Here is a 20517-nt window from a genome sequence, read left to right as displayed (position 1 = left end):
GCGAACCATGAGCGAACTGCTTCTGATAGACGACGACCAGGAGCTCTGCGAGCTGCTGGTTAGCTGGCTGGCCCAGGAAGGTTTTGTTGCCCGCGCGTGCCATGACGGCAAGAGCGCCCGCGCCGCACTTGCAGAACACCAACCTGCTGCCGTCGTGCTCGATGTGATGCTGCCTGACGGCAGCGGTCTGGACCTGCTAAAGCAGCTGCGCAGCGAGCATCCTGACCTGCCGGTGTTGATGCTTTCCGGCCGCGGCGAGCCGCTAGACCGCATACTCGGCTTGGAGCTGGGTGCAGACGACTACCTTGCCAAGCCCTGCGATCCGCGCGAATTGACCGCTCGCTTAAAGGCCGTTCTACGCCGCAGCCAGCCGGCCAGCACGCCGACACAGCTGGCGCTGGGGGACCTCTGGTACAGCCCCGCACGCGGCGTGGCGAGCATCGGCGATCATGAAGTCACCCTCACACTCTCTGAAGGACGCATCCTCGAAGCACTCCTCAGCCAGCCAGGCGAACCACTGGAAAAGCAGGCCCTGGCGCAGCTGGCGCTCGGCCGAAAACTCACTCTCTACGACCGCAGCCTGGACATGCACGTCAGCAACCTGCGCCGCAAGCTTGGCCCCCATCCAGACGGCCGTCAGCGCATCGTTGCCTTGCGCAGCCGCGGATACCTTTACGCCTCCTGATAGCCTTTACCGAGCCTTTACCCAGCCCTGACCGCCGTTGACCTTGCGCGCCCTAGACTGAAGTCATCCGGTCGAAGCCTGTTGAGGCGCCCTAGACAGGCGCTTTACTGGCAACCGGTTTCCATATCAAGGAGAAACTCATGATGCGCAAGACTCTCATCGCCGTACTGTTCGCCTCCACCCTGCCCACCATTGCGATGGCCATGCCAGACGGGGGCCAGCGCCATCATGGCCGCCAGCACTCGCCCTTTGAGCAGCTCGATCTGACCAAGGAGCAACGGACCGAGATGCGCCAACTGATGCGTGAACAGATGAAGAATCATCGCGAGATCACCCAACAGTACCTGAGCAAGCTGCCCGAAGCCCAACGCAAAGCGATGCAGGAAGAGCTGAAAGCCAACCAGGAAAAAACTCAGAAGCAGGTGCGTGACTTGCTCAAGCCGGAACAGCAGAAAAAGTTCGACGAGCTGCATGAAGAGATGGCGGCCAAGCGTGCCGACCGTGCTGAGTTCGCGCAGTGGAAAGCCGAGCGCGATAAAACCAACTGATCCACTCAAACAGCAAACCTGCCCGGTTCGCCCCTTAGGGATTACACGCGCCGGGCTTTTCCCTGGAGTATCTGACCGGTGCGATCACTGTTCTGGCGCATTCTTGCGACATTCTGGCTAGCCATTGCGCTGGTGGCAGGCTTGGCCATGCTCCTGGGGCATGCGCTCAATCAGGACGCCTGGATTCTCAACCGTCACCCGGGCGTCAATGGCCTGGCCGAAGTATGGACCAAGGTCTACGAGCGCCAGGGGCCGATCACTGCACAGTTTCTGCTCGAGCGGCATCGCAACCGCTACGGTGTCGATGTCCAGGTGCTGGCCGAGAACGGCCAGCCCATCATCCGCGGTACCTTCCCGGCTCGCGCCGCCGCGTTCGAAGCGCGACAGGAACACCGCGACGGTCGCCTACCCTGGCGGCGGCTGACCACCGATTACACCAGCCCCGAGACCGGCAATACTTACCTCTTCATCTATCGAATCCCGAATCAGGAGCTACAAGCCTGGCACCGAGGCAGCCTGTTCTGGCCACTGAGTGCGCTGGCCATCGCTTTAATTGTCCTGACTGGATTCAGCCTGTTACTGACCCTTTCCATTACCCGTCCACTCGATCGACTTCGCGGCGCTGTTCACGACCTTGGCCAAACCACCTACCAGCAGAATTCTCTGGCGCGCCTGGCAACGCGACGCGACGAACTGGGCGTGCTCGCCAAGGATTTCAACCGCATGGGCGCCCGGCTGCAAAGCCTGATCGGCAGCCAGCGACAACTGCTGCGTGACGTTTCTCACGAGCTGCGTTCGCCGCTTGCCCGCCTGAGAATCGCACTCGCACTGGCGGAGCGGGCCACGCCGGCCGAACGTGAGGTCATTTGGCCTCGGCTGGCCAAGGAGTGTGATCGTCTGGAAGCCCTCATCAGCGAGATTCTGGAGCTCGCAAGGCTGGACGCCGACCCAGGGGCGCCGAACCCCATCAACTTGCGTTCGATATTCGAGCAGCTTGAGGAGAACGCCCGCATCGTCTCGCCGAATCAGCGAATCGACAGCCAAGTCGAAACCGAAGCCCAGCTGCAAGGCTGGCCGGACATGCTCGAGCGTGCCCTGGACAATCTGTTACGCAACGCTCTGCGCTTCAACCCCGAAGGCGCGCCGATAGAACTGCGTGCCAGCAGCGACACACAGCACCTGCTGCTGAGCATCCGCGACCAAGGGCCTGGGGTCGACGAGGCCCATCTCGCGCAACTGAGCGAACCCTTCTTCCGCGCACCGGGACAAACCACCGCTGGACACGGATTAGGGCTGGCGATTGCCCGCCGAGCCGCGGAACGGCATAACGGCGAGCTCCTGCTGGGCAATCACCCGGACGGCGGTTTCATCGCCACGTTGAAGCTACCACTGAACCCAGCTGACGAGGCCCGATTACAAGCGGAGTGACCTAGTTCGCCCCGGTCCAGTCACTGACGAATTCCTTGGGCTCCAATGCCGGCGGGGTCCGCAGGGTCCCTTCGGGGGTACCGATATAGATGAATCCCAAGATCTGCTCGTCGCCGGTCAGCCCCAAGGCTTTTGCCAGGTATGGATCGTAGGAAAACTCACCGGTACGCCATACGGCGCCGAGACCCTGTGCATGCGCAGCCAACAACAAGCCGTGCGCCGCACAAGACACCGCGAGCACCTGCTCCGAACCCGGCACCTTCGGGTGCGGCTGCACGCAGGCAATGACGACCACCAGCAGCGGCGCGCGCAACGGCATCTTGCGGGCTTTCAGCAAGGCATCATCGCTGGCCTCAGGCGAGCGCACACGCAACGACTCAGCCATCAACTTCCCCAACCGCTCCCGGGCTTCGCCTTGAATGGTCAGGAACCGCCAAGGGCGCAGCTGACCATGATCGGGCGCACGCAAGGCCGCACGAAACATCAGGTCCAGCTGGGCCGACGTCGGCGCTGGATCAGTAAGTCGCGTGACAGACACGCGGTTGAGCATCAGGTCGAGAGCTTCCATCCGACTACCTCCAAAACGAATCGGACATTCTAGAGGCCCGAGCCGTTCGTTTGGCAGTGGGAGCGTGGCAATCGCCACGTTGGCCAGTTCGTCTCAAGCCACTCGATCAGGCGAAAGCTGCGGCTCCAACGGTGGCATCAGCGGCGGCAACCCATGGGCGGCCCGAGCCGTGTCGCAATGCGCATTGTGCTGACCATCTACCCAAGAGGCCTCGAATTCGCGGCAGGTACTCGAACGTTGCTCATACATGGTGCAGCGCACGCCACATCCCACGTCGCCCATCAAGCCGACACAACGCGCCGGCTTGGCTTCCGTCCCGAGCATGGCGACGTGAAACGGACTGACCTGCACGGTTGCGCTGTCAGGAACTGCACCACCGGATGAGGCGCATTCGCCCCAAAAGAAAGACACACGAAAATACGCGCAGCAGGCGCCGCACGTGAGGCAGGGATTGTCGATGGACATGGGAGCTGAACACTCAGAAACCGGCAAAGGGCCGGCACCGGGCGGCTATTCTATTCATCGCAGCGAACTTGGGAAGAGGCCTACAGGGCGCCTGGTAAAAGATTTTTCTGCACGCCGATAGCCGGTTTACTGCCGCAGCGACAGGCGTAGAATGGCGACCTCATTTTTCGAGCCGAGCAGCAAACACACATGGCCTTGCCGACCCTGCGCATCATCGGTTTCATTCTCGGCATTTTTCTGATCACACTCGCTGTCAGCATGGTCATTCCAATGATCACGCTGTTCGCATTTGATCGCACTGACGATTTGCAAGCGTTCCTCTGGGCCAGCCTGATCACCTTCAGCAGCGGTATCGCCTTGATCGCGCCCGGCAGGCCTGAGCTTACCCAACTACGTCCTCGTGACATGTATTTCCTGACCACCGCAAGCTGGTTGATCGTTTGCTGCTTCGCCGCATTGCCGATGATGCTGATTCACCACATCAGCTATACCAATGCTTTTTTCGAGACCATGTCGGGCATTACCACGACAGGCTCGACGGTACTCTCCGGCCTGGATTCGGCATCGCCCGGCTTGCTGATGTGGCGTTCGATGCTGCAGTGGCTCGGGGGCATCGGCTTCATCGGCATGGCCGTGGCGATTCTGCCGTTGCTGCGCATCGGTGGCATGCGGCTGTTCCAGACTGAATCATCGGATTGGTCGCAAAAAGCCATGCCGCGTTCGCACGTCATGGCCAAGTCGATCCTGATCGTTTATCTCGCGCTCACCCTACTCTGCGGGCTGGCCTATTGGCTGAGCGGAATGACGCCTTTTGAGGCGATCAACCATGCCATGACCACCATTTCCACCGGCGGCTACTCGACATCCGACAGTTCGATGGCCAAGTTCACCCCCGCGGCGCACTGGGTCGCCGTGGTGTTCATGTTGCTCGGTGGTTTGCCCTTCATTCTGATGGTTTCGACGGTTCGCGGTAACCGCTACGCCCTGCTCCATGATCAGCAGGTGAAGGGCTTCGTTGGCATGCTGCTGATCATCTGCATCTCGTTTGCGATCTGGCTGACCTTCAACTCCGACTATGTCTTTCTCGACGCCCTGCGCATTGTTTCGCTGAACGTCGTATCGGTGGTGACCACGACCGGCTTTGCGCTAGGTGATTACACGCAGTGGGGCGAGTTCGCCGTGCTGGCTTTTTTCTACCTGACCTTCATCGGTGGCTGCTCCGGCTCGACCTCGGGTGGTTTGAAGATCTTCCGCTTTCAGGTCGCCTATGCCCTGCTTCGCGCCAACCTGGCGCAGCTGGTGCATCCGCGCGCCGTCATCAAACAGCGCTACAACAAGCACACCCTCGACGAAGAAATCGTGCGGTCGATCCTGACCTTCTCGTTCTTCTTCACCATTACCATCGGCGCGTTGGCGATGGCGCTGGCATTACTCGGGCTCGATATGCTCACCGCGCTCACCGCTGCAGCGACCGCAGTGTGTAACGTGGGCCCAGGACTCGGTCCAATCATCGGTCCGGCGGGCAACTTCTCCACTCTGCCAGACTCGGCAAAGTGGCTCCTGTCGTTCGGCATGCTGCTCGGCCGGCTGGAAATCATCACGGTGCTGGTAATGCTGACCCCTTCGTTCTGGCGTCATTGACCGGATTACGTCTCGCCGATGTCCTCGTTCCACAGGTCAGGGCTATCGGCGATAAAGCGACGCATCATCTCGACACAGCGTGCCTCCTGCAGCACTTCGACCTCAACACCGCGACCACGTAACAGCAGCTCCTCGCCCATAAAGGTCTGATTCTCACCGATCACGACCTTGGGTATGCCATACAGCAGGATCGCCCCGCTGCACATGGGACACGGCGACAGTGTGGTATAGAGGATCGACTCGGCGTAGACGCTGGCCGGTTGCCGACCAGCGTTTTCGAAGGCGTCCATCTCCCCGTGCAGCACCGCGCTGCCCTGCTGAACCCGCCGATTGTGGCCGCGGCCAATGATTCGCCCCCGATGGACGATTACCGAACCGATTGGAATGCCGCCCTCGGCGAGTCCCTTCTCCGCTTCATCTATCGCTGCCTGCATGAATTCGTCCATTTACATTGCCCCTTCTGTCTTGGTAGATGGTGTTATCGCCATCAAGCGGTTTCGGATCGACGCTTGAACAGGCGTTTGCTCAGCTCGACCACTGCAAACACCAGACCGCCGGCCAATATCCCGAAGGCGGCATCCAGCAGCGTCGGCAACAGCCCGGCCAGAACCGAGCCAATGTATGGCAGCGTCACAGTGTGCTCCGCGCTGTTCTCGATGAAGTGGTGGATAGCCTTGAAACCGTGGGTCAGGATGCCGCCGCCGACCATGAACATGGCGGCCGTGCCAATCACCGACAAGGACTTCATCAACCAGGGCGCGACCGAAAGAATGGCGCGGCCCAGCGACTGCGCTGCAGAACTGCTGCGTTTGCTCAGCGCCAGGCCCGCGTCGTCGAGTTTGACGATGCCGGCAACCAAACCGTAGACGCCAATGGTCATGATGATCGCGATGCCCGCGAGCACGGCGATCTGCTCGACGAAGCTCGCGGCGGCGACCGTACCCAGCGTAATGGCGATGATCTCGGCAGACAGAATGAAATCGGTACGCACCGCCCCACTGATCTTGTCGCGCTCGAATGCCACCATGTCGACAGTCTCGTCCGCCAACGCCTCGATTTGCTGGGCATGGTGGTCCTCATCGCGATGCAGGAACCGGTGCGCCAGCTTCTCGAAACCTTCGAAACAGAGAAACGCGCCGCCAAGCATCAACAACGGTGTGATAGCCCACGGGATGAATGCGCTAATCAGCAACGCAGCCGGCACCAGAATCAGCTTGTTGCGCATGGACCCTTTGGCCACGGCCCAAACCACCGGCAGTTCGCGGTCCGCGTTGACGCCGGTGACCTGCTGAGCATTGAGTGCAAGGTCATCTCCCAGCACGCCGGCGGTTTTCTTCGCCGCGACCTTAGTCATCAGGGATACGTCATCCAGGACCGAAGCGATATCGTCGATCAAGGCAAGAAGGCTACTGGCCAATGCGGGTCATCCTATTGGTTTTTATCAAAAAGCGGCGCGAGGGCGCCGCGGTCATATATACGCAAGCTAAGGCTATAGCGGCAGAGCACAAGTTCCGGCAGGGCCACGTCAACGCTGCGCCCGGTATTCGCCGGGAGTCATTGCAAACCAGCGTTTGAAGGCGCGAAAGAAATTACTCGGATCGGCAAAGCCCAGCAGATAGGCCACTTCCAGCAAGGCGAGATCCGCTCGCGCCAAGTACTGCTCGGCAAGCGTTCGCCGCGTGTCGTCTAGCAATTGTTGGAAGCTGGTGCCCTCCTCGTCCAGGCGCCGCTGCAAGGAACGTTCAGACAGGTGCAGCGACTGCGCCACCGTTTCGCGCCGCGGTTCTCCCTGCGGCAACAGGCGGCAGATCACCTGCCGTGCCTGATGGGTCACGCGGCTGTCCGAGAAGCGCGCCAGGTAATCGCCGGCAAACCGGTCATGCAATTGGGCCAGTTCGGTGTTGGCAGTAGGTAGCGCAATATCTACATCGACATGGCGTATCAGCATGCCGTGGTACTCGGCATTGAAGCGTAACGGCGCTTGGAACGCGGCCTGGTACGGTTCGATATCCGCCGGTGGCGGGCCTCGGAAGTAGACCTCGATCGGAGCCAGCGGTTTACCGGTCAGCCACCGACAGAATGCAAGCGTACTGGCCAACGAGCCATCTGCGCTCTGGCGGGCCGGAGGCAGTTGATCGCCATGGATCGCCAAGGTTAACAAGGCGCCGCGATTGGTTGACCCAAACTGCAAATCCGCGCCTTCGGCAATGATGCGCTGGTACCGCACCAAGCGCTGGAAGCTGTCCCTGAGCGTACTGCTGGACATCAGTGCATAACCGACCACATGCATCGCGCCGGGGCGCATCACTTTCGCCAGATTCAAGCCGATCGCCGGATTGCCGGTAATCTCCACCGCACGCTGCCAGAGCCGGGTCATGCCATCCTGGGCAAAACGCGCGTCGGGGTCGTTCAGCGCGGAATAGTCGAGCCCCAGCTTGACGAACAGGTCCTGGCAGTCGAGGCCGTCGAGCTCGAGCGCCTGGACAATACTCAAGGCCCAGCTCGAGGACGTGGTGCGTTCTGTCATCAATCGATTCACTCATGCTCAGACTGTACGTGGCACGCCGTCACCACAGCGATCTGCGCAGTTTCAACCGCTGATCGATGGTACACAAGGGTACTAAACTGGCACCTGGAGTCAGTGGCCTGCCATACCTAAGGTTCTAGACTCCAACGACCACAATGACAGGAGGTGCGGCATGAGCACGCAAACCGCCGAACGCTTTACCCGCTTTGCAGATTTCTATCCGTTTTACCTGGCCGAACACAGCAACCCCACCTGCAGACGCTTGCATTACATTGGCAGCTTGCTGGTACTGGCGATCCTGGCCTATGCGGTGATCAGTCAACAGTGGCTATGGCTGCTGGCGATGCCTTTGGCTGGATACGGGTTTGCCTGGGTCGGACACTTCATCTTCGAGAAGAACCGTCCAGCGACGTTTCAGTACCCGCTGTACAGCTTTCTTGGTGATTGGGTGATGCTGAAGGACATGCTCACCGGCAAGATTCGATTCTGATCCAACTAGGTCATCCGGGCCGCGCCGCAACGGCTGCCGGTCACGGAATGGACCGGCGGTTTGGCGCAGTGGTGGCGACTTGGTTATGATCGCCGAGCCAGCGCCGACCGATGCGCTGTCGCCTCCAACGGCGCATTCCAGAGCGCCGGTTTCTTTCAGGGATAGCAACCATAATGTCTACCGTGACCGGTGAACGACGTAACGGGCTCGCGACTCGTCCACTGCGTGAATATTACGCGCGGGTCTTCGCCTATCTGATCTGCGCCGCCACGCTCGCCGCCGGTGTCTATAGCCAGCAGTTCGCACTCGACCTTTTGTGGTTGGTGCCCTATACGCTCTTGTATCCGCACTTTGCCTATCACCTGAGCTACCGCTTCAAGCGCGAACACCCGGAGAAAACCTCCCAGACCCTGTTGTGCCTCGATGCCTTGAACGCGGGCGCCGGTATCGTGCTGCTCGGATGCAGCCTTGTGCCGAGCCTCATGTTTCTACTGACGCTGAGTTTCAGCGCGCTGGTGGTCGGTAGTCTGCGTCATCTATTGATGACGCTATTGATGGTGTGCATCGGCGTCGGACTGACCAGCTTACTGGTGCCTTTGCGTTTCGAGGGGGTCAGCTCGGTTCTGGTATCGGCAGTCAGCATCCTGTTCACCACCCTGTACGTGTGCGTAACGGCTTATTACGTGCACCAACAGGGAATCCGACTGGCTCAGGCACGCAGCGAAGTCGAAGCCCAGCAGGCGAAAGCTGCGCGGTTGGCACGCAATCTCGCCAAGTACCTGTCTCCACAGGTGTGGGAATCGATTTTTTCCGGCAAGCGCAGCGTGCGACTGGAAACCCAACGCAAGAAGCTCACGGTGTTCTTTTCCGACATCAAGGGATTCACCGAACTTTCCGAAGAGCTGGAAGCTGAAGCCCTGACCGATCTGCTCAATACCTACCTCAACGAGATGTCGAAGATCACTCTCAAGTACGGCGGCACGATCGATAAGTTCGTCGGTGATTGCGTCATGGTGTTCTTTGGCGACCCCGCCAGCCAGGGTGCGAAAAAGGATGCAGTGGCCGCCGTTTCGATGGCTATCGCCATGCGCAAGCACATGAAAGTCCTTCGCCAACAGTGGCGCGGCCAAGGCATTACCAAGCCGATGGAAATACGCATGGGCATCAACACCGGTTACTGCACAGTCGGCAACTTTGGCGCCGACACCCGAATGGACTACACAATCATCGGTCGCGAAGTGAATCTGGCGAGCCGCCTGGAGAGCTCCGCCGAGGCAGGGGAAATCCTCATTTCCCACGAGACCTATTCCTTGGTCAAAGACGTCATCATGTGCCGCGACAAAGGCCAGATCACAGTCAAAGGCTTCACCCGTCCGGTGCAGATCTACCAAGTGGTCGACTTCCGTCGCGACCTCGGTGCTACCAACAGCTTCGTCGAGCACGAACTGCCCGGTTTCTCGATGTATCTCGACACCAACGGCGTGCAGAACTTCGACAAAGAGCGCGTCATCCAGGCGCTCAATCAGGCTGCCGACAAGTTGCGCGACAAAGTCATCATGTAGCACCGCCTGGCCCGGTTCGGGTCAAAGGGTCATCACCCATCGCGATCTGCCGGCGTTCCGCATGCAGTCGAGGTCTACCATGCCGCCCATCCTTTCCCTGCGTCATTACAACCACGACCAGATCATCCACAGCCATGAGCACACGCAGCTGGTGTTCGGCTTGCGAGGGCAGCTGGATTTCGAGATTGACGGCGGGGGCAGTCGCATCCAGCAGCAGCTTTTGGCCGTCGTGCCCAGCGATGCGCGCCATGCCTGCGGCAGCGCCGAGGGTAGCCTCTGTCTGGTGGTCGATATCCCCAACTCGAACTGGCTGCGGCAACGTCTAGGCCACCATGCAGATTCCGCTCAGCGCTTGCTCGAACGGCCCGCGGCGCTGCGCCTGAGCCCGACACAAAGCCAGCTGGTCGGCTGGCTCGCGGCCAGCCCAATCAACGATCCAATTATCAGCGAGCAAGGCGCAGCATTGTTGCTGGCGAGCCTCGCCTCCGGTTGCGAGCCAGCCGGTCAGCAATATTCACTCCCGCTGACGGCGCTGCATGCGTATGTCGACAGACACCTGTCACATCCACTTGAAGTCAGGGACCTCGCGAGAGTTGCGGGCCTTTCCGTGCAACGCTTCCACGCACGCTTTGTCAGCGAAACGGGCTTTACGCCTCTAGAATTTGTCCGGTTGCGGCGCCTGCATCAGGGACGAGAATTGCTGATCAGTACCCATCTGGCGGTCGGCGAGATCGCTGCGCGGGTCGGTTATGCCTCACAAAGTGCTTTTACCGCAGCGCTCAACCGCCACTACGGCCTTACTCCACGGGCTGTCCGGCGCGAGGCGCACGACAAATCGCGAGAGTAACGCGACAGACCCACCGCATCCCGCGCCGTACCATGAGCACTCACTGCTGCAGATGCGCAAACGCACGCCACCACGAGGGCTCATGGACCGTTTCGACTCCCCTTCATCAGGTTTCCAAATATCTGCTCCGATGGACGCCTGGCCATGACCCATCGCAACGCTTTGCTGGCGATCCACTTCGGCGCGCTGATGTTCGGGCTCTCCGGTGTCTTCGGAAAGCTGGCCGATAGCACGCCTCTGATCATTACCCTTGGCCGGGCAGGCTTTGCTGTCGTGGCGCTTTTACTGGCCGCACGATTCCTGCGTAGCGGTGGCGCGGCCCCAAGCCCACGCCAGCGGGCCGGACTGCTCCTCGGTGGGCTGTTGCTCGGTGGCCACTGGCTCACCTTCTTCATCGCCGTGAAGATCGGCGGTGTCGGTATCGCCACACTGGGTTTTGCCAGCTTTCCGGCCTTTACCGTATTGCTGGAAGGGGTCCTGTTCCGCGAGCGCACCCGACCGATTGAGTTCGGCATGGTGGCCCTGGTTTGTGTCGGACTGCTACTGGTTACGCCACAATTCGACCTGGCTAGCGAAAGCACGCTGGGGCTGATTTACGGCATCCTCTCGGGGCTGATGTTTGCCCTGCTTTCATTGCTCAATCGCGCGGTTACCCGCGGCGTGGACCCGGTTCAGGCTGCGCTCTGGCAGAACTGCATCATTCTGCTGTGTCTCTTGCCTTTTTCATGGTCGTCACTGCCGGCCGTTCCGGCCATGGACTGGCTGTGGCTGGCCTTGCTCGGCGTGCTCTGCACCGGCCTCGCACACAGCCTGTTCGTGGCGAGCCTGAAAGTGTTGAAGGCTCGGACGACGTCGGTGATCTTCTCGCTGGAGCCGGTATATGGCATCGCTATCGCCTGGTGGCTGTTCAACGAACAACCTTCGCTGGGGATGCTCGCTGGCGGGGCTCTGATCATCCTCGCCTCGGTCATCACCAGCCGATTGAAGGCGCCATCTGCAGCAACCGCTGCCTCGCCATTGGCCAAAACGCCCTAGCGGCAGGAGACGCTACGTCTTGACCGCTGGGCTTTGCCGATCAATGTGAATGCCGTGGTACACCGGCACCGCGGCAGCCAACCAGAAAGTCGAAGTCGCAACCTTCGTCGGCTTGCATGACATGCTCGACGAACAGCCGCCGGTATCCACCGTCCCACAACAGGCCCTGCGGGGCTTTCCAGGCAGTCAGACGCTCTTGCAGTTCGGCATCCGGTATATCCAGATGCAGGCGGCCCTCATAACAGTCCAGCTCGATGAAATCACCGTTACACACCACCGCCAGCGGTCCGCCAGCGGCGGCCTCCGGCGCGACGTGCAATACCACGGTTCCGTAAGCGGTACCGCTCATTCGGGCGTCGGAAATTCGCACCATATCGGTGATGCCCTTGGCCAGCACTTTTGGCGGTAGGCCCATGTTGCCGACCTCGGCCATTCCCGGATAACCCTTCGGCCCACAGTTCTTCATGACCAGTACGCAGGTTTCGTCGACGTCCAGATCGGGGTCGGCAATGCGCGCCTTATAGTCGTCAAAGTCCTCGAATACTACTGCACGGCCGCGGTGCTTCATCAATTCAGGGGTCGCCGCCGAGGGTTTCAGCACAGCGCCGCTGGGGGCTAGATTGCCGCGTAACACACAGATGCCGCCGTCCTTGCGCAGCGGATTATCCAGCGCACGAATGACCTCGTCCTCGCCGTAGATCGGGGCCTGCACGCAGTTTTCCCAAAGTGTCTTGCCGTTGACCGTCAATGCGTCAGGGTTCGGCAGCAGATTATTCTCACCCAGCCGGCGGATCACCGCAGGCAATCCCCCGGCGTAGTAGAACTCTTCCATCAGGAAGCGCCCCGACGGCTGCAGGTCGACGATGGTCGGCATGCCGCGGCCAATACGCGTCCAGTCATCCAGCTCGAGCTCGACGCCAATCCGCCCGGCGATGGCCTTGAGGTGAATAACCGCATTGGTCGAGCCGCCGATGGCCGCGTTGACCCGGATGGCGTTCTCGAAGGCCTCTTTGGTCAGCACCTTGGACAAGCGCAAATCTTCGTGAACCATGTCGACGATGCGCATACCGGACAGGTGCGCCAGCACATAGCGACGCGAGTCCACCGCCGGAATCGCCGCGTTGTGCGGCAATGAGGTGCCCAGTGCTTCGGCCATGCAGGCCATGGTCGAGGCGGTTCCCATGGTGTTGCAGGTGCCCGCCGAACGCGACATGCCGGCCTCGGCGGAAAGGAACTCGTTGAGGTCGATCTGCCCAGCCTTGTACTGCTCATGCATCTGCCAGACGATAGTGCCCGCACCAATGTCGCGGCCCTTGTGCTTGCCGTTGAGCATCGGCCCACCGGTGACGACGATGGTCGGCACATCACAGCTCGCCGCCCCCATCAGCAGCGCCGGGGTGGTCTTGTCGCAGCCGACCAGCAGCACCACCGCATCGACCGGGTTACCGCGAATCGATTCCTCGACATCCATGCTGGCCAGGTTGCGCGTCAGCATGGCGGTCGGTCGCAGGTTCGATTCACCATTGGAGAAGACTGGGAACTCCACCGGGAAACCGCCGGCCTCTAGCACGCCCTTCTTCACGTGCTCGGCGATTTTGCGAAAGTGCGCGTTGCAGGGGGTCAATTCCGACCAGGTGTTGCAGATGCCGATGATTGGCTTGCCTTGGAATTCATGATCTGGGATGCCCTGGTTCTTCATCCAGCTGCGGTACATGAAACCGTTCTTGTCGGTAGTGCCGAACCATTGAGCGGAGCGCAGGGGGCGTTTATCAATCATTTTGCGTGCACCTCTCCAAGCGGCAGGCCGCACGGGCCTGCCGGGTTGATCGTTTGTGGGTTGGGTCAAAGCAGCCAGGTCGAAATGGCTGGGAAGTAGAGCAACAGGCCGAGTACCGCGATCTGGATGACGATGAAGGGCACCATCGAGCGGAAGATGTCGGTCAGCGTGATATCGGGCGGCGCCACGCTTTTGAGATAGAACGCCGCAGGCCCGAACGGGGGCGAGATGTAGGACACCTGCATGCTCACCGCGAAGAGGATGCCGAACCACACCGGGTCGTAGCCGAGCTCGACAACGATGGGCACGAAGATCGGCAGGCAGAGCATGGCAATGCCGATCCAGTCGAGGAACATGCCCAGCAAGAGGAAGATCAGCATCATCACCAGCACGATGACGAAAGGCGCAACCTCAAGGCCGGTGATCGCCGAAGAGACGAAACGGTTGCCGCCCATGAGGTTGTAAACCCCGACCAGGCAGGCTGCGCCAATGCCGATCCAGACGATCATGCCGCAGGTTTCAAGGGTCTGGGTCAGGCTTTCCTGCAGCAACTTGATGCTGAATTCACCGCGTACCAGCACCGCCAGCAGTACACCCATCGCGCCCATGGCTGCCGCTTCCGTCACCGAGGCGATGCCGGCGTAGATGCTGCCGAGCACCAGTCCGGCGATGGCAATCGGAAAGAACATGCCTTTGAAGGCTTCGCCAAGGGTGAGCCGCGGCAGGCTGGAGTCTTTTTCCAGATGAGCACCGCCCATATGCGGATAACGCATGCACATCACCACCACGTAGAGCATGTAGCTGCCCATCAGCAGCGCTGCCGGAACGATCGCTGCCTTGAACAGATCAGCGATGGAGACACTGGCAATCAAGCCGTAAATGATGAGCACGATGGACGGCGGCACCATGGTACCCAGCGAACCGCCGGCGCAGACCACACCGATGGCGATGCGCTTGTCGTAGCCCAGCCGCAGCATTTGCGGCAACGCCAGCACACCGAGCAGGACGATTTCGCCTCCAATGATTCCGGAGATGGCAGCGAGAAAGAACGCCACCACGATGGTCTGCACTGCCACCCCTCCCGGCAGGCGCCCGGCGAAGAAGCGCATGGCGTTGAACAGATCCCGCGCCAGCCCTGACCGGTCCAGCAAGCCGGCCATAAACACAAACATCGGCACCGCCACCAACGAATATTCAGTGATGAAACCGAACAGGCGGCTGGCTACTAGCGGCACGGCCACCGGGCCGAACCAGCCCAAGGTAAAGCCGGCAGCGACCAGGCCTGTGACGAATGCCAGCGGCAGCCCCAGCACCAGCAGAGCGAAGATCGCGAAGATCATCAGGTACGTAGCGATCTCAATACTCATGGCTTGCCATCCCCATCGAGACGCGCACGCCGGTAAGTCGCGATTCGCACCACTTGCTGCACCGCCATAAGCGCGATGGAGACCAGCACGACTATCTTGGTGAATGCAGGCAAAGGCTGGTTCCAGGACGATCCCGACGTCTCCAGCCGCCAGCTGCCATCGGGCGCGTGGGTGGCGTTGTAGGCCAGCACCCAGGCGGCATAGCCGATCGCCAGGCAAAACAGGATGCCCAGCGCCAGGTTCAGCAATTCCAGCCAGCTGCGCTTACGTGGTGAAAGGCGGTCGAGCAGGATGCGTATCTGGATGTGCCGGTTGGTCGCCAGTGCATAGGGTCCGCCCAGGGCGAAGATGGCCGCGACGAGGAAGGTCGTGGTCTCGTGCGCCCATTCAGTGGGCGAGTTGAAGCCGTAGCGCATGACGACTTCAAACACACTGACCAGCATGGCGATGAACACCAGCCAGGCAATTACCTGACCGCCACGTCGAATGCCACGATCAAGCATGCCCTGGCCCGGCTCTGGGGCGCAGACATCCAGATGATCGTCAGACGAAGGTTGAGTTTTTTTCACAGCGAAACTCCTCGGACTCTCCAAACATGGGTCGGAAAGTCTTTGGTTACTCGAAGATTGGATGGCCGGCTTGCGCGGCTCAGAGCATGCCCTTCTCCTGCAGGTAGCCCTGGATGGAATCCACCGCCTCCTTCGCCTGGGGGCTGCGGTCACGCCAGCGCGACCATTCGTCCCGCGCGGACTGGCGAAATTTCTTCACCTCATCCTCGGGAAGCGAAGTCAGCGTCACATCGCCTTTCTGTCTGGCCAATGCAACCTGCTCCTCGTCTTTCTTCTGCAGATCAGTGACCAGCTGCTCGGTGAAGGCATCGACCGAGTCTTCGAGGATCTTCTGTTGCTCCGGCGACAGGTCATCCCATAGCGCCTTGTTAACCGAGATGTCCTTCATCGGCATCGAGTGGAAGCCGGGATAGACGGCGAACGGCGCGTACTTGTGGTAGCCCTGCTGGTAATTGGTGGAAAACACCGTGTAGTCGGCTGCATCGATCACGCCTTTTTCCAGCCCGGTATAGACCTCGGAGGTCGGCAGGTTCACCGGCGCTGCACCGACCAGCTTGAAGATATTCGAAACCATGCCTTCCGGCGCTCGCACTTTCAGGCCTTTGAGGTCGTCGAGGGTTTCGATCTTGCGCTTGCTAATCAGGGACTCTGCGCCCACAGCGCCAGCACGGATAAGGTGAACGTTGTACGGCTCCACCAGACGGTTGTAACCCGCCTCGCCGCCAGCATTGCGCATGTAATCCAGGAACGGGGCCGGGCCGCTCCAGGCACCGACCATGTTGCCGTATACCGCGAACGCAGGATTTTTACCGGAGAAATAGCCAGGATCGGTGATGTGGCCCTGAATGATGCCGGCTCCGACGGCATCCAGTGTCTCGTTGTTACCGACAATGGTGCCGGTTGGCAGAACCTCTACGGTGATTTCACCATTGGTTTTCTCGCCGACACTTTTTGCCCACTCCTGAGCGATGCGGTATTCGTCATCGCCGGCGTTGACGTTGATCTGGAATTTCCATTCCTGCTTGGCAAAGGCACTGCCGGACGCGAGGATCAAAGTGGCTGCGAGACCAAACCCGAAACGCTGGACGTTAAACTGCATAAAGGCTTCTCCGATTATTTTTATTAGGCACCGTCACGATCGAGGCGCTAGCCACCGGAAGCAGCAGAGCAGCGCTCGCGTTGTTTTGAAGCCTAGAGAGACAAGACATCATCAACAAATATATATTTCAGCAATACCGATACACGAATGGATATACCTGATGAAGCCAATCAACAGTAACTGGTTTGTCCGGGCACGGCTTAAGAACCGTCATATCCCGTTGCTGGCCGCTCTTGGTGATACCGGTAATCTCAATCGTGCTGCCGCCGGCTTGGGCATTTCCCAGCCGGCAATCTCGAAGCTTCTGAAGGAGTTGGAAGACGGGCTTGGCGTTGAGCTGTTCGAACGACATGCCCGCGGCGTAGTCCCGACGCTGTATGGCGAAGCGATGATTCGTCACGCCAAGCGCATGCTTAATACGTTGGATAGAGCCTACAGTGAGGTCGATGCACTGCGTCACGGGCAACAGGGCCATGTGCGCATCGGCACCATCCTGACGCCCTGCGCAGAGCTGCTGCCAGAGGTGATCCGACGCGCCAAGCTTGGTTTTCCAGAGTTGGAAGTTACCATCCGCACCGGCTCAAGCCGCGATTTGCTGGCGATCCTGGACGATGGGGAGTTGGACTTTCTGGTCGCGCGCTTTTTTGCCAGCAGTCAGCAAGTCGACTTGCACTTCGAGCCATTGGCCAAGGAGCCCTTGCAGATCTGTGCGCGCGCCGGGTTGATCAAAAGCCCTATGTCTCGCGCGCAACTGAACGCCGCTGACTGGGTGCTACCCCCAGTCGGCAGTGTGTTGCGACAGGAGTTTGATGCGCTGTTCCAGCGCGTCGGCATGCGCCCGCCACGAAAGGTCGTGAATGCGGAGAACCTGCTGATGGTGACCACGTTGGTCGAGAAGGACGACATGCTGACCGTCCTGCCACGCGATGTGCTAGCGCACTACGCGCGCTACGGCATGTTGGAGGAGATCGAGGTCGATGCGAGCATCGACGCCGATCTGAACCACGGGCTGATGGCCTACGGCATCATCACCAAGACCCCGCAACAACTTTCGCCGGCCGCCGCCAGCGTGCTGGAACTGCTGCGCGATACCGCGCAGCAGATGGGGCTAGGTCACGGAACGGCACAGCGTTAGTCGAGCGAGCCGCTCCACCCATCAGAGCGCCGCTTCGGTGGTTTCACCATCCACCAAGCGCTTGATACCCAGCGGGTTGGTGTTCTTCAGCGCGTCCGGCAGCAGCGCATCCGGGAAGTTTTGATAGCAGACCGGGCGCAGGAAGCGGTCGATCGCCAAGGTGCCGACTGACGTACCCCGGGCATCCGAGGTGGCAGGATAAGGCCCGCCATGAACCATGGCATCACAGACTTCCACTCCGGTCGGATAGCCATTGAGCAGTATCCGTCCGGCCTTCTGCTCCAGCAGCGCTACCAGATCGGCGGCGTCCGCCAGGTCAGTAGATTCAGCGATGAGCGTCGCGGTGAGCTGGCCATGCAAGCCTGACAGGGCGCGCATCAGCTCAGCCTTGTCATTCACTTCCACCACAACGGTGGTCGGGCCGAACACCTCCTCCTGCAACAGCGGATCCCCCTCGACCAGCAGCTTTGCGTCAGCCTTGAACAGCTGCGGCTGCGCCTGGCTGCCCTGCTGGTCCTGGCCGGCAAGGTGGCTGATCCCCGGATGGCTTTGCAGATGCTGGACGCCCTTTCCGTAGCTGCTGAGCGTGCCCGCATTGAGCATCGTCTGCGCCGGTTGCTCGTTCATGAAGCCGACCAGCCGTTCCAGAAATTCGCTGAACTCCGGCGAGCGAACACCAATGACCAGACCCGGATTGGTGCAGAACTGACCACACCCCATCACCACCGATGCGGTCAGCTCGTTAGCGATGGCATCGCCGCGGCTCTTGAGCGCATCAGGCATCAGCACTACAGGGTTGATGCTGGACATCTCGGCAAAGACCGGGATCGGCTGCGGACGGGCGGCGGCCATGTCACAGAGTGCACGACCGCCGCGTAGCGAACCGGTGAAACCTACCGCCTGAATGAGCGGATGCTTGACCAGCCACTCACCGACACCGCCGCCGTAGATCATGTTGAACACGCCCTTGGGCATGCCGGTTTTCTCCGCCGCGCGAATCACTGCGTCGGCTACGCATTCAGCCGTCACCATATGGCCGCTATGGGCCTTGAATACCACCGGGCAACCGGCTGCCAACGCAGAGGCGGTGTCGCCACCGGCAGTCGAAAACGCCAACGGGAAGTTGCTCGCGCCGAATACCGCAACCGGTCCCAGCCCCATGCGGCACTGGCGAAGATCCGGGCGTGGCAGCGGCTTGCGTTCTGGCAGCGCTCGGTCGATTCGTGCGCCCAGAAAGTCTCCGCGGCGCAGCACCTTGGCAAACAGCCGCATCTGCCCGCTGGTACGGCCACGCTCACCCTGGATTCGACCTGCTGGCAATGCTGTCTCGCGGCAGACCAGCGCAACGAAGTCATCGCCCAATGCATCCAGCTCGTCGGCAATGGCATCGAGGAAGTCGGCTCGCCTGCCAGCAGGCAGCGCTCGGTACTCTGGATAGGCGCTGGCTGCCGCTTGCGCCGCGGCATTCACTTCGTCTTCGGTCGCCTGATGAAATTCATACGGCAATGCTTCGCCGGTGCTGGCGTCGACGCTCTGGACGACAACCGAACCCTGCGCGCTGCGGGTCCCGGCTATGTAGTTCTGACCGCTGATATTCGGCATGGAATTGTTCCTCTGATGATGTGGTTCATGAGGCTTCGCCCAGTCCGCCTAAGAGCGAAGAGTTTGAAACGTAAAACCCAGCGCGTAGGTGCCCTGGGGCGTTGCGGCCAGTCACTAGCCATGCGGATGTCAGAGTGGCTTCACGCCGCCTGGGGAAATACCCGAACGGCAAATGCTGATGCCGTTGCGCAGTGGTGCGCCAAACTCATCCAGGCTGACCTCAAACTGATCGCCCGCCTGGGCTTTGATTCCGTCCGCGAACGAGAGCGTCGCTGTCCCGAAAAAATGCACGTGAACATCGCCGGGGCGCAGGAACTGTGCATATTTGAAATGGTGATACTCAAGGTTTTCCAGCGTGTGACACATGTTTTCCTCGCCGGACAGAAACTCTTTCTCCCACAGCACTTGTTCGCCTCGGCGAATACGACTGACTCCAGCCAAGTGCGCCGGCAATGGCCCTACCCGCAACTCGGGACCAAACGAGCAGTAGCGCAACTTCGAGTGCGCAAGATAAAGGTAGTTCTTGCGCTCAAGCACGTGATCCGAAAACTCGTTGCCCAGGGCGAAGCCCAAGCGGTACGGCTGGCCGTCATCCCCGATTACATAGAGGCCGGTGAGCTCGGGCTCTTCGCCGTAGTCCTCGGCAAAATCAGGCGCCGGGAAGTCCGCACCGGGACGCACCACAATGCTGCCGTCTCCCTTGTAGAACCATTCAGGCTGGGCACCAACGCCGCCTGACTTCGGGCGACCGCCTTGCATACCCCAGCGGAACATCTGCATCGAATCGGTGAGCTTGGCTTCGTCCTGCTCGCCCTGTTGATGCATTTTGTCGCGAGTCGCGGCGCTACCCATGTGGGTTAGACCCGTGCCGCTGACCAGGCAATGGGCAGTGTCTTCATGGTCGAGCGGCGGCAGCACCCGCCCTGCCTCGAGCAGCTCGCGGTACAGCGGACCGGCTTCGCGTGCCTGGGACTGGACGTGCTCAACGAGGCTGCGATGCTCGCGTATGGCTGCCAAAGCCAACTCGCGCGTGCTGGTGACGCCAGTTAGGACCTCGATTCGCTCGTCGGCTACCAGCCCCACGTGCCTGCAACCCAGTTCGCTCTCGAATTGAATCAACCGCATGCGCACCTTCCTTTTGTTGTGATGACGCCCAGCCTGATGGGGGTGTT

20 protein-coding genes are annotated in these 20517 nt (G+C 60.4%); 9 read left to right on the top strand and 11 right to left on the bottom strand.

What is annotated here, in order from left to right; genetic code table 11:
• The first annotated feature begins 7 nt into the window (after positions 1-7).
• From C1896_09270 to C1896_09260, 3 genes are all read left to right on the top strand, one after another.
• Entirely contained in the window at positions 8-685 is a 678-nt protein-coding gene (locus C1896_09270; protein AZZ45084.1) for a DNA-binding response regulator, read from the top strand.
• A 143-nt stretch (positions 686-828) separates the two neighbouring features.
• Positions 829-1233 (top strand): LTXXQ domain protein, encoded by a 405-nt coding sequence (locus C1896_09265; GenBank protein AZZ47592.1) that lies wholly within the window; start codon positions 829-831, stop codon positions 1231-1233.
• A gap of 78 nt (positions 1234-1311) precedes the next feature.
• Positions 1312-2661, top strand: a complete 1350-nt coding sequence (locus C1896_09260; protein AZZ45083.1) for a sensor histidine kinase — start codon at positions 1312-1314, stop codon at positions 2659-2661.
• A 1-nt stretch (position 2662) separates the two neighbouring features.
• Here the strand turns inward: C1896_09260 and C1896_09255 are convergent, their stop codons facing one another.
• A complete protein-coding gene (locus C1896_09255; protein AZZ45082.1) occupies positions 2663-3229 on the bottom strand; it encodes a nitroreductase in 567 nt (188 codons plus the stop codon).
• Between the two features lie 93 nt (positions 3230-3322).
• A complete protein-coding gene (locus C1896_09250) occupies positions 3323-3694 on the bottom strand; it encodes a YkgJ family cysteine cluster protein (protein AZZ45081.1) in 372 nt (123 codons plus the stop codon).
• A 189-nt stretch (positions 3695-3883) separates the two neighbouring features.
• Here C1896_09250 and C1896_09245 point away from each other — a divergent pair, with 189 nt between their 5' ends.
• Positions 3884-5335, top strand: coding sequence for a potassium transporter TrkH (locus C1896_09245; protein AZZ45080.1), 1452 nt, complete (start codon positions 3884-3886; stop codon positions 5333-5335).
• Between the two features lie 5 nt (positions 5336-5340).
• Here C1896_09245 and C1896_09240 read toward each other — a convergent pair whose 3' ends face one another.
• The 3 genes from C1896_09240 to C1896_09230 all read right to left on the bottom strand — a co-directional run bounded on the left by C1896_09240 (position 5341) and on the right by C1896_09230 (position 7862).
• Positions 5341-5781 (bottom strand): tRNA-specific adenosine deaminase, encoded by a 441-nt coding sequence (locus C1896_09240; GenBank protein ID AZZ45079.1) that lies wholly within the window; start codon positions 5779-5781, stop codon positions 5341-5343.
• Between the two features lie 41 nt (positions 5782-5822).
• Positions 5823-6752, bottom strand: a complete 930-nt coding sequence (locus tag C1896_09235) for a DUF808 domain-containing protein (GenBank protein ID AZZ45078.1) — start codon at positions 6750-6752, stop codon at positions 5823-5825.
• A gap of 108 nt (positions 6753-6860) precedes the next feature.
• Positions 6861-7862 (bottom strand): AraC family transcriptional regulator, encoded by a 1002-nt coding sequence (locus C1896_09230; GenBank protein ID AZZ45077.1) that lies wholly within the window; start codon positions 7860-7862, stop codon positions 6861-6863.
• 172 nt (positions 7863-8034) lie between these two features.
• Here C1896_09230 and C1896_09225 point away from each other — a divergent pair, with 172 nt between their 5' ends.
• The 4 genes from C1896_09225 to C1896_09210 all read left to right on the top strand — a co-directional run bounded on the left by C1896_09225 (position 8035) and on the right by C1896_09210 (position 11796).
• Positions 8035-8352, top strand: a complete 318-nt coding sequence (locus C1896_09225) for a DUF962 domain-containing protein (GenBank protein ID AZZ45076.1) — start codon at positions 8035-8037, stop codon at positions 8350-8352.
• A 173-nt stretch (positions 8353-8525) separates the two neighbouring features.
• Positions 8526-9914: an adenylate cyclase gene (locus tag C1896_09220; protein AZZ45075.1), complete on the top strand. Its 1389-nt coding sequence runs from the start codon at positions 8526-8528 to the stop codon at positions 9912-9914.
• 79 nt (positions 9915-9993) lie between these two features.
• On the top strand, positions 9994-10761 hold the full coding sequence (locus C1896_09215; GenBank protein AZZ45074.1) for an AraC family transcriptional regulator: 768 nt from the start codon (positions 9994-9996) through the stop codon (positions 10759-10761).
• Positions 10762-10905: 144 nt separating this feature from the next.
• Positions 10906-11796, top strand: coding sequence for an EamA family transporter (locus tag C1896_09210; GenBank protein ID AZZ45073.1), 891 nt, complete (start codon positions 10906-10908; stop codon positions 11794-11796).
• 40 nt (positions 11797-11836) lie between these two features.
• On the opposite strand, the gene C1896_09205 is transcribed toward C1896_09210, so the two are convergent.
• The 4 genes from C1896_09205 to C1896_09190 all read right to left on the bottom strand — a co-directional run bounded on the left by C1896_09205 (position 11837) and on the right by C1896_09190 (position 16608).
• Positions 11837-13573 (bottom strand): dihydroxy-acid dehydratase, encoded by a 1737-nt coding sequence (locus tag C1896_09205; GenBank protein ID AZZ45072.1) that lies wholly within the window; start codon positions 13571-13573, stop codon positions 11837-11839.
• Positions 13574-13638: 65 nt separating this feature from the next.
• The gene (locus C1896_09200; GenBank protein AZZ45071.1) at positions 13639-14940 is read right to left on the bottom strand and encodes a C4-dicarboxylate ABC transporter permease; all 1302 of its coding nucleotides are present in this window, start codon (positions 14938-14940) and stop codon (positions 13639-13641) included.
• Positions 14937-15443 (bottom strand): C4-dicarboxylate ABC transporter permease, encoded by a 507-nt coding sequence (locus C1896_09195; GenBank protein ID AZZ47591.1) that lies wholly within the window; start codon positions 15441-15443, stop codon positions 14937-14939. The genes C1896_09200 and C1896_09195 overlap by 4 nt, the downstream gene beginning before the upstream one ends.
• A 145-nt stretch (positions 15444-15588) precedes the next feature.
• Positions 15589-16608, bottom strand: a complete 1020-nt coding sequence (locus C1896_09190; protein ID AZZ45070.1) for a C4-dicarboxylate ABC transporter substrate-binding protein — start codon at positions 16606-16608, stop codon at positions 15589-15591.
• Positions 16609-16831: 223 nt separating this feature from the next.
• Between C1896_09190 and C1896_09185 the strand changes: the two genes are divergently transcribed.
• The gene (locus C1896_09185; protein ID AZZ47590.1) at positions 16832-17743 is read left to right on the top strand and encodes a LysR family transcriptional regulator; all 912 of its coding nucleotides are present in this window, start codon (positions 16832-16834) and stop codon (positions 17741-17743) included.
• Positions 17744-17764: 21 nt separating this feature from the next.
• Here C1896_09185 and C1896_09180 read toward each other — a convergent pair whose 3' ends face one another.
• Complete coding sequence (locus C1896_09180) at positions 17765-19345, bottom strand: aldehyde dehydrogenase (NADP(+)) (GenBank protein ID AZZ45069.1); 1581 nt, start codon at positions 19343-19345, stop codon at positions 17765-17767.
• Between the two features lie 129 nt (positions 19346-19474).
• Positions 19475-20470 (bottom strand): FAH family protein, encoded by a 996-nt coding sequence (locus C1896_09175; protein AZZ45068.1) that lies wholly within the window; start codon positions 20468-20470, stop codon positions 19475-19477.
• Between the last annotated feature and the right edge of the window lie 47 nt (positions 20471-20517).

Source organism: Pseudomonadaceae bacterium SI-3, assembly GCA_004010935.1.
Taxonomy (GTDB): domain Bacteria; phylum Pseudomonadota; class Gammaproteobacteria; order Pseudomonadales; family Pseudomonadaceae; genus Stutzerimonas.
The sequence above is the reverse complement of the archived record's forward strand: the minus strand, read 5'-3'. Positions and strand labels throughout refer to the sequence as shown.